At 61.4% G+C, this 12,226-nt stretch carries 12 protein-coding genes; 5 read left to right on the forward strand and 7 right to left on the reverse strand.

All coding sequences use genetic code 11. The features are described from left to right. Positions 1-11: 11 nt before the first annotated feature. The 7 genes from AC1DJB_RS13055 to AC1DJB_RS13085 form a co-directional block, all read right to left on the reverse strand. Positions 12-962 carry a type II secretion system F family protein gene (locus tag AC1DJB_RS13055; protein ID WP_476901963.1) on the reverse strand — a complete coding sequence of 317 codons (951 nt, stop codon included), beginning with the start codon at positions 960-962 and terminating at the stop codon, positions 12-14. Next, the gene (locus AC1DJB_RS13060) at positions 959-2,287 is read right to left on the reverse strand and encodes a CpaF family protein (protein ID WP_476910533.1); all 1,329 of its coding nucleotides are present in this window, start codon (positions 2,285-2,287) and stop codon (positions 959-961) included. Before AC1DJB_RS13060 ends, AC1DJB_RS13055 begins: the two co-directional genes overlap by 4 nt. A 146-nt stretch (positions 2,288-2,433) precedes the next feature. Further along, positions 2,434-3,639 carry a CpaE/TadZ family protein gene (locus AC1DJB_RS13065; RefSeq protein WP_476910450.1) on the reverse strand — a complete coding sequence of 402 codons (1,206 nt, stop codon included), beginning with the start codon at positions 3,637-3,639 and terminating at the stop codon, positions 2,434-2,436. Next, positions 3,636-4,403 carry a Flp pilus assembly protein CpaB gene (gene cpaB, locus AC1DJB_RS13070; protein WP_476910451.1) on the reverse strand — a complete coding sequence of 256 codons (768 nt, stop codon included), beginning with the start codon at positions 4,401-4,403 and terminating at the stop codon, positions 3,636-3,638. The genes AC1DJB_RS13065 and cpaB overlap by 4 nt, the downstream gene beginning before the upstream one ends. A gap of 21 nt (positions 4,404-4,424) precedes the next feature. Then, entirely contained in the window at positions 4,425-5,423 is a 999-nt protein-coding gene (locus AC1DJB_RS13075) for a TadE/TadG family type IV pilus assembly protein (RefSeq protein WP_476910452.1), read from the reverse strand. After that, positions 5,411-5,794 (reverse strand): TadE/TadG family type IV pilus assembly protein, encoded by a 384-nt coding sequence (locus AC1DJB_RS13080; RefSeq protein WP_476901958.1) that lies wholly within the window; start codon positions 5,792-5,794, stop codon positions 5,411-5,413. The genes AC1DJB_RS13075 and AC1DJB_RS13080 overlap by 13 nt, the downstream gene beginning before the upstream one ends. A gap of 136 nt (positions 5,795-5,930) precedes the next feature. Continuing rightward, entirely contained in the window at positions 5,931-6,137 is a 207-nt protein-coding gene (locus AC1DJB_RS13085; RefSeq protein WP_476910453.1) for a Flp family type IVb pilin, read from the reverse strand. Positions 6,138-7,593: 1,456 nt separating this feature from the next. Between AC1DJB_RS13085 and AC1DJB_RS13090 the strand changes: the two genes are divergently transcribed. From AC1DJB_RS13090 to AC1DJB_RS13110, 5 genes are all read left to right on the forward strand, one after another. Next, positions 7,594-8,199, forward strand: coding sequence for an RNA polymerase sigma factor sigma-70 region 4 domain-containing protein (locus AC1DJB_RS13090; RefSeq protein WP_476910454.1), 606 nt, complete (start codon positions 7,594-7,596; stop codon positions 8,197-8,199). A gap of 542 nt (positions 8,200-8,741) precedes the next feature. Beyond that, positions 8,742-9,194, forward strand: coding sequence for a hypothetical protein (locus AC1DJB_RS13095; RefSeq protein WP_476910455.1), 453 nt, complete (start codon positions 8,742-8,744; stop codon positions 9,192-9,194). An 88-nt stretch (positions 9,195-9,282) separates the two neighbouring features. Further along, positions 9,283-10,131, forward strand: a complete 849-nt coding sequence (locus AC1DJB_RS13100; protein ID WP_476910456.1) for a COG1470 family protein — start codon at positions 9,283-9,285, stop codon at positions 10,129-10,131. 1 nt (position 10,132) lies between these two features. Next, positions 10,133-10,642 (forward strand): hypothetical protein, encoded by a 510-nt coding sequence (locus tag AC1DJB_RS13105; RefSeq protein ID WP_476910457.1) that lies wholly within the window; start codon positions 10,133-10,135, stop codon positions 10,640-10,642. Then, positions 10,639-12,168, forward strand: a complete 1,530-nt coding sequence (locus AC1DJB_RS13110) for an OmpL47-type beta-barrel domain-containing protein (protein WP_476910458.1) — start codon at positions 10,639-10,641, stop codon at positions 12,166-12,168. Before AC1DJB_RS13105 ends, AC1DJB_RS13110 begins: the two co-directional genes overlap by 4 nt. Positions 12,169-12,226: the final 58 nt, after the last annotated feature.

The raw sequence follows: 12,226 nt of genomic DNA on the forward strand, positions 1-12,226 counted from the left end.
TGAAATCCTCCCTAGTACTTGGGCTTGATGAGCCGGTTCAACCAGAGCGCACCCAGGCTGAGCATGACGACTGCGACGCCTAGCATGATGTAGCCGGGCAGGGTAGAGGTAAAGATGTGGGCGTAGCCGGGGTTGAGGAATTGCAGGAGGATGAACATCAAGACCGGCAGCGCGAGCAGCACCAGCGCTGACATCCGGCCTTCCGCGCTTAGCGCCTTGACCTGTCGACGGATTTGATTGCGGTCACGAATCGTTTCACCAACGTGGTCCAGGACTTCGGCCAAGTCCCCGCCGACTTCCCGGTGGATTTCGATTGCTTGGGCTATCCAGCCGAAATCTTCGCTCTTCGTCCTGATGGCGACGTCGTTCAGGGATGCTCCCAGATCCCGGCCGATCCGGGTTTCGTTGACGATCCTGCTCATCTCTTCGGCCATCGGTGCCTCGGATTCCTGGGCAGTTGCGTCTACCGCGCGCAAGAGGCTGTGCCCGGCGCGCATTCCTCCGCTCATCATTTGGAGGGTGTCGGGTATCTGTTCGTCGAATTTCGCCGAACGTCTGGATATGAGCACGCTGAGGAGCGCAGTGAGGGAAACAAGGGCGACGAGCGCCATGAGGATCGCGAAGGCGAGGCCACCGAGCGTGAAGCCGATGGTGCCGGCGAAAACCGTCATGATGCCGGCTATCAAGACGTAGTCGGCCGGCTGTTTCTTCAACCCGGCGGCATCCAACCTCGCCCGGGAAAGATATCCGCCAGAGCGCGATTGAATTCGTGTCTGGATGGCGTCCCTCGCCCCGTCGGTGATCCGGGTCAGCGTGGATGTGTGGATCGGCGAATCGGGACGCCGCCTCTCGACGTCGAGTTTCCGTGACCTAAGTACCACTAGCACCAGAAGAAGCAGGGCGAGGTAGACCAGGCCTAGCCCGCCCGCCAGCCAAATGATCTGGTTTCCTGCATCGCTCATCGTGAGCCTCCCACCATGTGGGCACCGAATACTGCCGGAGAGATGGAAATACCGAGCTCCGCGAAACGGTCCGTGAAGCGGGGACGTACTCCGGTGGGGATCGGTTTGCCGAGGAATCGGCCGTTGGCATCCACCCCGGCTGAGTAGTCGAACACGAAGGCGTCCTGGAGGGTGACGATATCGCCTTCCATGCCTTGGACTTCGGTGATGTGCGTAACCCTGCGTGTTCCATCCCGCAAGCGGCTGATTTGCACGATCAGGTTCACGGCGGAGGCGACTTGTTCGCGGATTGCCCGGAGAGGCAGGTCCATCCCGGCCATGAGGACCAGAGTCTCCAAGCGGGCGATTGCGTCGCGGGGCGAGTTTGCGTGGACCGTGGAAATGGAGCCGTCGTGGCCGGTATTCATGGCTTGAAGCATGTCCAGGGACTCTCCTCCGCGGACCTCGCCCACCACAATGCGGTCCGGGCGCATGCGGAGTGAGTTCCGCACGAGATCCCGGATGGTGACTTCACCGCGTCCCTCGATGTTGGCGGGCCTGCTCTCAAGCCGCACCACGTGCTCCTGCTGGAGCTGCAGCTCGACGGCATCTTCAATAGTGACGATCCGGTCCGACGCAGGAATGAAGGAGGATAAGACATTTAACAGCGTGGTCTTGCCGGTACCTGTGCCGCCGGACACGATGATGTTCATCCGGGCAAGGACGCAGGCGCTGAGCAGTTCAGCCATTTCCGGTGATAGGCTGCCAAATTCGATGAGTTTGTTGACGGTCAGGGCCTCGCGGCCGAATTTCCGGATGGTCAGCGACGGCCCATTGACGGCAAGCGGGGGGATGATGGCATTCACGCGGGAGCCGTCAGCCAGCCGTGCATCCACGAGCGGAGACGACTCGTCGATTCGCCGCCCGACCCTGGACACAATACGCTCAATGACCCGACGCAGGGCTTCATCCGAGGAGAACTTGGCTTCCGTCTTATACAGCTGCCCATACCGTTCCACGTAGATGCTGTCGTAGCGGTTCACCATGACTTCCGTGACTTCCGGATCGTCCAGGAACCGCTGAATGGCGCCGTGGCCCAGGACGTCGTCGATGATTTCTGCTGTGAGTCGTTGCCGTTCTGCTGACGTCAGGGGCACCTGTTCCTCGTCGACAACGACCTTCAGCTCGTCGCGGACGTACCTGTGCAGTTCCGCCTCCTCGAGGGAGGAATCGGAGAGCCTGGAGCCGAGTCGTTCAAACAGGGTCTTGCTGGCGCGCTCCTTAAGGTCGTTGAGAGCTTCGCTGGCGAGGATCGTCGACGGCGTGTTTTCCTCGGAGTGGGCCATGGCGCTTGAGGACTCTGCCGCTTTCACCTCCTGGATACCGCCGAGGGTTGTCGCCGTTGGCGCCACCGCATCGGGAACTGCCATCGCTTCCGGTGCCGCGCCCGAGCCGGCGCCGTAACGACGACTTTCGAGTCTGCGTGAGAGGTTCACTGGACAACCGCCCTTCTGTGCAACTGCTTGTGTGATCGCTCGTCCCAATTCGGCCGGAACCTTTTCACCAGCAGCCGTAGGCCTTTGGTGGCGGCATCTCGCGTCCCGTCTTGGAGCAGCGGGACGCCTTTGTTGGTGGAGAAGGGAAGGGTCCGGGATCGGGGTATGGCAACATCCACGGGTACTCCGATGGTCGCTTCTACGTCCTTGAGGGCCAGCCCGCTCTTGGGGTCTGCCATGTTCAGTACCACGTGCCGGTACTGCGGGAGCAGCTGCAATTCGTCGAGAATGTTCAGTCCGGTCCGCAATCCTCGGATGCTCGGAATGTCCATGCCGCAAACCCATACTGCGTCTGTTGCGCTCTCCAGCGCAGCGAGTACATGTTCGCCGAGCCCGGGAGCTGTGTCGATCACGACGTATTGGAATTCATCGCGTAGCTGTTCCAGCAACCTGGTCACGTGCTGGGCCGTGATGCGATCCATTTCCGTCGGATTGCGGGGGGCGCAGAGCGCGTAGATGCTGGCAGGGTGAACGCTCAGGTAGGTCTTGAGCACCATGGAGTCCTGGCTGGCAGGACCGAGTACCGCGTCGGTGATGGTGTGTTCGGGGTTCAAAAGCAATCCGCTGGCCACATCGCCGAACTGAAGGTCCAGGTCCACGATCACCACCCCCATCGGCGCCAGGGCCCCAAGTCCGACCGCCAGATTGGTGGCCACCGTGGTCTTGCCCACCCCGCCTTTCGGCGACATGACGGCAATGATTCGCCCGCCCGAAGCCTGCGACGGCGTCTCGATGGCGTTGGGTGCAAGCCCTCTCCGCCTGCCGGCGGCCGCGAGGCTTGCCCGTTCCACCATGACACGGATGGTGTCCGAATCGGCAGCGGGGGAGAGGATGTCCCGCACACCGGAGCGCATTGCCGACAGGGCCAGTGATTCGCTCTGCTCTGCGGCCAGCACAACACTGATTTCCGGGAACTGGAGATCCAGCAGGGAGGCGTGCTTGAGGGAATCGTCGATTTCCAGGCCCGGTCCCAAAATCAGTACTTCAGGTGGCTCTCCGAGGAGCTGGTCCAGGATCTCCCGCGGTCCAGCGGGCAAGTAGTCGGCCTGGAACCATTGGAGGCTGCCACTCATACCGGCAGTTGCCGCGCGGACCCGCCGTTCGAAGTCAACCTCAGGGGTGATGAGAACGAAGCGGCTCATTTGAATACACTTCCCCGGTCCATGACGCCGGAGCTAGCCTCCGTGGCGCCCGAGGGTTCTTTGCTCAGGTAGATGGTGCCGAACTCCGCGGCGTACACGATTTTTTGGACATCGACGGCGGAGCGTGCCACGGTCACAAGGTAGCCGCTGTTTGCATTTGCGGTCTTGTTGGCGTTCAGGGAACCACCGCTTCCCTGGGACGCGGAACTGCTGTTGTCCGAAATCGTTCCGCTGGCGTCTTGGACTGCGGTGACGAGGACCTTGTGGAAGGTAAAGCTCGTCTGGTCAGGGGAGCTGGATTTGTCGTCGGCTTTGAAGGACAGCACCATGCCGACAGTGTCTCCGGCAGCCACATTTCCTCCCACTACGCGTTCGATGGGCAGTTTGACCGTGACTTCCTGAAGCCCCGTGGGGACTTGCATCCTGCCGGGACCGGCGAGGCTGCTTGGATCAACCATCCGGGTGGCGAGCAATTGTTCACCAGGCATGAAGTCGATCGAAGAAACCTTGGAGCCCAGATCTCCGAGGCTGCTAACGCTGTCCGCCGCGATTGCCGATTTGGGGACGGATTTTTTGATGACGGCATCCCCGAATTTGGCGGTGGGAGTGCCGGCGGGAATTTCTTTTTGGATGACGTAGACGTCTTCGGTCTCCGTATTTGCCAGAGCGCGCTTGTCGGCGCCCTGGACGTAGAACACGAGCATCACTGTTCCAATGATGGCTACGACAAGCGCAGCGATGCCTCCCAGTAGGCGAGTTTTCACTTTATTCCCCTTAGAAATGCACTATTTGATGAGTGTCACAACGGATGTCTGGTAGTACGGCCCGCCTGGCAAGCTGGCCGCCGACGACGGAATTGTTTTCAGGAACTTGCCGCAGATCCCTCGGTTGCTGCCACCGAGTCCGGCACAGGCTGGATCGGCTTTCCCGGGAGGCAATCCATCTGAGTTCTGCACAAAATCCCAGCCGTGCACTTCCACCACGGCGTACCCGATGATGTGGAATTGTCCATTTGCGCCCCCGTTGGAACCATCGTCGAAGAGCGGAAAATAGGCGGTAACGAATTTCTTTTGGGAGAAGTCGATTGCCGCGCTCCACGCGTCCGTTACTGACTTGCAGTCGCTGGGGAATTTGCTGTTTCCCGGCGTGGAATTGACCCATCCGCTGGCATCGGGGATGGCTTGGCATGTTCCGTTTTCAGCCAACCAGCCAAAGCCTCCTGGTATGTGGTGACCGGACGGACTGCCAACGCACGGGCTCTTACCGTGTTCTTTGATGATCACGGTGGTTCCTGGCGGCGCATATGCCGGGCCCACTTGGCATTGGTCAAAGACCAGTGGAAAGTCTCCTGGCGCAGGAACCGTGGTCCAGCTCGCCGTGGCGCTGGCACCGACAGTGACGGCTGGCGTGTTGAGGGCGCTGGAGAACATCTTGCTTAGATAGCCGGCACCGGAGGTGCCGTCCTTGGTGGATGTGGTGACGGTCACCTGGCCGGCAACACTCAGATCCACGGACTTCACGGTGCTCGCACCGTCGTTGGCGTTGGCGTTGGCCAGGGGGCCAGCCAGCGACGTGTTGCAGGTTCCTTTAGCGCAGCTGTTCGCGACGGCGAGGGCGCCGGCATCTGCGCCGTTCTGCAGTTGGGCCCGTTCTTCATAGATTTGACCGACGTCCACCGCCATGGCTCCGACGCCGATCAGGACGAGCATCATGAGTGCCACGATGACGCCGGCGACACCGCGCTCCTGGTCATCGTTCTTGATGTTGCGTGTCAGCCATTGCATTGCATGGCCCCCTGCCCGGTGACGGTGATCGATGGCGTGAAAAAGCCGGTCAGCGAAGGAGCACTGAAAGTCACGGTGGCTTTCACTGTGGCTCCCGGAGTACAAGAGCCCGAGAGGCCGACGTTGCTGGGCGAAAGACTGATGCTCGGTGCACCGGCCACAGCCGCGGCCTGCGCCTTCCCGGTGTTATTTGTGATTGCCATGGTGCGGGCGGCTTCGCGGGCTGCCTGGGTGACCGAGATTTGAAGGTTGTAGAAATAGGAGAATTCAACGATCGCCACAATCAACAGCAAGAGAATTGGCGCAATGAGCGCAAATTCCACAGCGACGGCTCCGCGTTCTCCTTTTGGTCTTTCTTTGCTGCGGATCATGTTATCCCCCAGAGGATTAAGCAGCTTCAGGATTCAACAAAGTTGGGGAAGAAATTTCCCGGAAATGGAGGTGCCGCGTCCGCGTTGAGCGGACGCGGCACTCCACCAAGAGTCAGCTTGAAGCTGAACGTGCCTTCTAGGAGTGCCATCCACCTACAGTGGTGGCCAGGCTGTTGAACCAGGTGTTCAATGCGCCGCCGAAAGCGGTGACGCCGACGATGATGACGAGTGCAATGAACGCGACGAGCAGCGAATACTCAGTTGCCGTTGCGCCCTTTTCGGAGGTGAGCTTGTCTTTGATGCCGGCGATGAATGCGAGGGCGGAGATCATGAGAGTTGACATTGGAAAAACCTTCCCAGATAAGTGGATTTGTCTACGAATTCCAGTTGCCTGCATATCCCGTTTGGCGTTCGGATTTCGATAGGACAAGAATTGCCTCCCGGATGGTTAACTGGCAATGCGTACCGGTACTCGTCTTTTCAAGCACGTCGAGCTCGAATTACTCGAAAGAAGCCGCCCCGGTACTCGGTTTTACTGGCTAAGTAGTACTTAGCGCCGACACAGATGGGACTCCAGTCATCTGAAGGGAGCCCTGGATGTTGGCCCTCGCCTCTCTCAACGACAAGCACGCCTCCAATTGCCGCGGGCGCGAAAATAGCGGTCCGTGAGTCACGTCAGCAGCCTTGATTCCGTGCTTCAGGGATAACAGCAGCACCGTCATCACCCCGCTCACCACGAACCCCAGCAGCCCCCCTGGAGAACCCTTGGCTCCAGCCCCAAGTAGCCCAAGTACCCTCCGAGTAGCGCTGCGAGCTTCACATCACCTGATCCGAGACCGCCCGGAGAAATTAATCCAGGAATTAAGCACCCGAGGAACAAAATGACGCGCCGGCATTGGCGCGCAGGAGCGAAATCCAGTCCTGAACAGGGTTCTGCAGAGCCCGGATGAGCCATGGAAGGACCTGAACGCAGTGCCAGAACCCCCCGGAGTACGAGGCTCTTTCCTAGTCAGTGCTGAATAGTCTGCGGGGTTAAGGCGAGCTTGCTGGATTTTCGGGACCGGTGATTTGAGACTGTCTCCATGCAAGGTCGTGGCGACGCTCTGCGTGGATATTTGGATATGGAGGCCCTCCCCGGGGTTTATTGGGTCCCGGCCAGATTTCGCGTTCTTGCCCCGGACACCGGGGCGGTTGTTCCGGACTCGATGATGGAGGACTTCTTTCCGGACATTGCGTGGGACGATGCGGAGGCGAAGGATTTGCTGGTGTCGTCGCTTCGTCACGGACGCTTTGGCCCGTGTTGGCCGCGGTGGATCCCGATGGCCTGGACGAGTAGGACTGCGGACGCTTACGCTCTGCTGGTGTTGGTGGCCGGGCAGGACGTCGAGCCCGCGGACCGCTCCGACAGCACGGATGGGCGGTTCGCTCGGAAAGTCGCCCCGACCGGGTGATGATGCCAAGCTTCCCCCGTCCTCGTGGGGTGTTGTCAGCTGATGAGCCCCCGGCACTCGTATTCGAGTCTTCGGCCCCCCCGAGCACTGCCACGGTCAGACGGTCGTCGAACTCAACGTATCGAAGGCGCCCGTCCGTCCAACGCAACGCACAGGTTCAAGACCGTTCCGGACTGCTTCGTGCTTCTGCGACCTTCGATGAGGACGACCTTTAGGTCTGTCCGGAGGTCCGGCCACTTGAAGACTCGTGAACCGCACAGGAAAACAAATGCGCGTTACTCTTGCCACGGCTGACCCGGAGGATGTTAGCTCTTACGAGAAACCTTGGTGCTGGGGAGTGAGGGTGGGATGAACGCAGTAGTGCCGTCACGTGAGGCTCCGCTAACGTTGCGGCAGGCAGCCAAGCGGGCAGGACAAGACGTAAGGACCTTCAAGGCCTTGGCCGACACCCTTAACGGCGCGGCGGCGGATCTGCGCCTACCCGGCAACCGTGGCGCGGCCCGGTATGACGCGGAAAGGCTCCGCAACTGGATAAGGAGCCGGGAGGTGCCCGAGGAATCCGGTAGCCCGGTGGCGGTACAGATCACGGCTTCCTGGGACGGTGTGCAGTGGACGGTGCGCGATGGGGAGAGGTCCCTGAGTGTCACCGGCCCTCGACTGATGGCCGCCCAGCGGTCCCTGGCAAAGCGGCTCGCCCAGGTCCTCCCGGTCGGCCAGGACCGGATACTTTTCGACGTCGCCTACGAAGCGGCCCGTCCTGCCATGCTTGCGTGGGTGGAGGCCGAATCCCTGAAGGTCCGGGCGGACAAGTTGTTGAATGAAGCCGGGCGGCTTCGCGTGGAAGCGATCCTTGGGCTGATGGAAGAAGGCATGACCCCGCCGGAAATCGCCGACGTGTTCGGGGTGTCTTACCAGCGCATCCAGCAGATCTTGGCCAACGCGAAACGACAATGAATCACGCGCGGAAGTGCCGCCAGCCGGTGTAGCCGGTTGCGGGCGGGGCTCGTTCCGGCGTGGACGTTTTGCCCCCTGCCCGGCCCGTGTCAGCGAGGAGCCTGGGGTGTTGCCGGTGCATCCGGTCCATTTCCGTACCCGCCGGCCGTGCAAGACGCGCCGAGCCATCGCGCAGGAGCATGGGTCGAGGGCCAGAAGATCACCAACCCAACGGCACCGACGGTGAGATCACCACGGCTCACCCGATTGTCTGGCTTCCACGGATTAGCGAATGGCGGGGACTCCATGACCACGTGTTTGCACTTTTAAAATGTTTGCACTTTTAAAACCTCGCACAGCCAGTTTTCCCGCGCGCCGGGCCCAGGGCAAGTAGTACCACTCGTCTTGGTTTAGTTAAAAGACACGTAGTACCACCGCTGTTACTTAAACACGGCCCATGCCAGCATTTGGTCATCGAATGAATGGGCATTCAAGCAGGAATTGAGAATTCCTTGCCACCGTCGCCTGTTCCGGGGAATACCAATTCAAAAGGAGTCTCACTCATGCGTAAATTGAGCAAAAAAGGAAAAGTCTACGCGGTTGCAGCATCAGTTGCCCTCGTAGCGGCAAGCGGTGGAGCAGCCTTCGCCTACTGGACCACCACAGGTAGCGGCTCTGGCGCAGCGGCCAACTCGGCCGGCGGGGGCACCGTTACCCTGCACGCGAGCTTCACCCCTGGTCTCGCACCGGGCAACTCAACGCCTGTCGCATACACGGCGGACAATTCGAGCAAGACCGGGACGGTGGTCGGGGCCCTCTCCGCATCGGTAACCACCAGCGACCCAGGTTGCCTCGCTACCTGGTTCACGGTCGACGCCACAACGTCGAATTCGGCAGTAGCACCGAACTCAACCGGCACGTCGGTAGGCAGCGGAACACTGACCTTCCTCAACGCCGCCGCCAACCAGGACGCCTGCAAGAGCGCAACAGTTACGGTCACCGTCGGCAGCCTCTAGCAATCCAGCTGGTGGGCCCGTCAACGGCCCACCAGCTTGTCCCTTTCCAGTCGTCGTAACCCAGGTAAAAAGATCCAAGGAGGCACAGGTGCCGAGCATCCCGGAGTTCTTCCGCTCGCCGAATCGCACCGTCCGCGCGGGGGCCAAACTGCTCCTGGCATGCCTCCTTTTGGTGACACTTACGTCGGGCGTGGTGCTCGCCGCCAGCAGCAACGGCAATGGCAACCAAAACGCCCAAAAAGGCATCACGCTGCAGCTTGCACCTGCCAGCCGATCCGTCACCCAGGGAACGTCGGCAAGCTACAACGTCGTGGTCCAGCCCACGGGCGGGTTTTCCGGGAACGTGGCGCTGTCAATCTCTGGGCTGCCGACAGGCGCCACTGCCGCGTTTTCGCCCCCAATCGTTGCTGTCGGGCCCGGGTCATCGCCCGTGACCCTCGACGTTTCCACTACTTCCGCGACACCTCTTGGGACGTACTCCCTGAGCCTCAAGGGCAGCAGCGGGACGCTACAGACCGCCGTCGTCGTCGTCGTTTCCTTGACGGTGACCGCCGGCCAGCACCAAACGTTCACCATCTCAGGCGACCCCGCCGGACTTCTGGCGCCGGGCTACGCCGTGTCGATTGATCTTCACTTGGCAATCCCGGGCAACGCCGGCCTCAGCCTTACGGGCCTTACCGTTTCCATCACGGGGGTAACCCGGACCGCCCAGGCCGTGGCGAACAACCGGCCTTGCAGTCCTTCGGACTACGCCGTGACCCAGTTCAGCGGCAGCTATCCGTTCACCGCCCCGCCAGGCAATTCGTCCCTCTCGGGAAGCGGCGTACCGGCAGCCCAATGGCCGCAGATAAGAATGCTGAACACCTCGCTCAACCAGGACGGCTGCAAAGGCGCAACCCTGCAGCTTTCCTACTCCGGAACGGGACAGGGCAACTGACATGAAAGCGAACAGCTGGATGAAGGCGGGCCCCCTGCTCGCAGCGAAGGCAGCCGTGATGGCAGCCCTGCTGAGTCTGGTCCTGGGCGTCGGAAGCGCCTACGCGTACTGGTCCACTATCGGCATCGGCAGCGGTTCGGCAGCCAACGGCACCATGCAGACAGTGACCGTGGACGCCTTGGTTGCCGGAGACTCCCCCGCAACCACCCTCGTCCCGGGAGGCACCGCCGAGGTGATCGTGCGCGCGAGCAATCCAAATGCCTTCGCCGTGCAGGTGTACAGTTTCGCCTCCAACGGGACCGCCACGGCAGATTCCTCGCACCCCCTGTGCACCACCACGGGCGTTACGTTCAACGCACCGGCCGCTCCTTTGACGCCAACGGTATCCATACCGCCGAATTCCTCCGTCCTGATCACCCTGCCCGGGGCCGCGACGATGTCGGCGACCTCACAATCCAGCTGCCAGGGTGCAGTATTCCACCTTCCAGTGACGATGGCGGTCCACAAATGAACAAGCCCCAGGACACCACAGGCCGCGGACACAGGCAGGCGCTCTTGCGTCGCGCGTTGTGGACGCTCCTGGCCGTGCTCTTCATTTCCTGGGGCGGTCCGGCAGCCAATGCCTTCTGGCAAACTCTGAGCAGTAGCAATTTCGGGGCGGCAAAAGCCGACACCATGCCACAAGGCAACACTCCTGCTGCGTCATTGAGCGGCACCAACGTCACGGTTAGCTGGTCAGCCGTCACAACAACGGGCGGACACGCAGTATCGGGCTACACCGTTGCCCGCTATTCCTCCCCCTCCGGCGGTACCAAGGTCACCGCCGGCGGAGGCTGCGCGGCTACGGTATCCGGTCTCAGCTGCATCGAGCAAAGCGTGCCCGACGGAACCTGGTACTACGCAGTCACACCCATCATCTCCCTGTGGACCGGTACCGAAAGCGCTCGGAGCGCAGGCGTTGCCATTGATACGACTGCGCCCGCCGTCAGCGTGACCTCCATTTCCCCGACACCGAACGGCGCAGGGTTCAACAACACGAGTCCGGTAACCGTGAACCTCAGTGCCGTGGACAACGCGGGCGGCTCGGGGGTCGCGACCATCAAGTACACGGTCGACGGCGGCAGCACCGTGACCGTCAACGCGGCCGCCGCTGCCGTGAATGTCAGCGGCAACGGAACCCACACGGTGTCCTACTTCGCCACGGACGTCGCAGGGAACTCCAGCACTCCTCAGGCTCAAACGGTCAAGATCGACACCGTCGCCCCCGCTGCCCCCACAATCTCCGCACCGGCATGGGTGAACAACGCCAACAAGAGCAATGTTCCAGTCACCGGCACGGCAGAAGCCGGGGCCTCAGTAACCCTCACCGTCGCAGACGCAGGATCTGCCCACACGGCCAGCCAGACCGTCACGGCCAACGGATCAGGTTCCTGGAGCACCAGCGGCCTGAACCTTTCGACGCTCAATGACGGAACCCTCGCCTACAGCGCCGTTGCCAAGGACGCAGCCGGCAATACGAGCCCGGCGGCCAACACCACCTCGCCCAAGGACACTGTGCCGCCAACGGTTTCGTCCATCACGATGGCCAACAACGGAGGGGGCGGCAACGCAGGACGCACAACCGATGGCGACACACTGACAATCGTCTTCTCGGCGGACATGGATGCCAGCACAGTATGCAGCAGTTGGAACAACACAGCTTCCACCCAGTCAATAACGGGAACCGTGACCATCAGCGCCGCTGACATCCTGACGTTTGCCGGAGCCTGCGCAACACCAGCGTTCGGCAGCATGGACCTCCAAGGCAACTACAACTCGCACGCAAGCCAGGACCGGACATTCTCGTCCTCCACTATGGCCTGGACCAAGTCCACCAAGACGCTGGTCATCACACTGAACGGATCGGGTACAGGGGGCACCCAAGGAACAGGCGTCCCCACCAGCAAGCCGATTTACACCCCGGCGGCAGGAGCAGCGGACCTCGCAGGCAACCCCATGACAGGTACCTTCACGGCCGGTACCGCCTCGAGATTCTAGGAAGCCAGCGTCAACCGGCCAGTCGACCCAGCTCACCTGTTTCGCACAGCCACGAACC

The sequence above is a fragment of the Arthrobacter sp. 01T428 genome (assembly GCF_056398685.1).

Coding starts and splice junctions, on each gene's coding strand:
- AC1DJB_RS13055 (WP_476901963.1), bottom strand. CDS start 962: ATGAGCGATGCAGGAAACCAGATCATTTGGCTGGCGGGCGGGCTAGGC.
- AC1DJB_RS13060 (WP_476910533.1), bottom strand. CDS start 2,287: ATGGCCCACTCCGAGGAAAACACGCCGTCGACGATCCTCGCCAGCGAA.
- AC1DJB_RS13065 (WP_476910450.1), bottom strand. CDS start 3,639: ATGAGCCGCTTCGTTCTCATCACCCCTGAGGTTGACTTCGAACGGCGG.
- AC1DJB_RS13075 (WP_476910452.1), bottom strand. CDS start 5,423: ATGCAATGGCTGACACGCAACATCAAGAACGATGACCAGGAGCGCGGT.
- AC1DJB_RS13080 (WP_476901958.1), bottom strand. CDS start 5,794: ATGATCCGCAGCAAAGAAAGACCAAAAGGAGAACGCGGAGCCGTCGCT.
- AC1DJB_RS13085 (WP_476910453.1), bottom strand. CDS start 6,137: ATGTCAACTCTCATGATCTCCGCCCTCGCATTCATCGCCGGCATCAAA.
- AC1DJB_RS13090 (WP_476910454.1), top strand. CDS start 7,594: ATGAACGCAGTAGTGCCGTCACGTGAGGCTCCGCTAACGTTGCGGCAG.
- AC1DJB_RS13095 (WP_476910455.1), top strand. CDS start 8,742: ATGCGTAAATTGAGCAAAAAAGGAAAAGTCTACGCGGTTGCAGCATCA.
- AC1DJB_RS13105 (WP_476910457.1), top strand. CDS start 10,133: ATGAAAGCGAACAGCTGGATGAAGGCGGGCCCCCTGCTCGCAGCGAAG.
- AC1DJB_RS13110 (WP_476910458.1), top strand. CDS start 10,639: ATGAACAAGCCCCAGGACACCACAGGCCGCGGACACAGGCAGGCGCTC.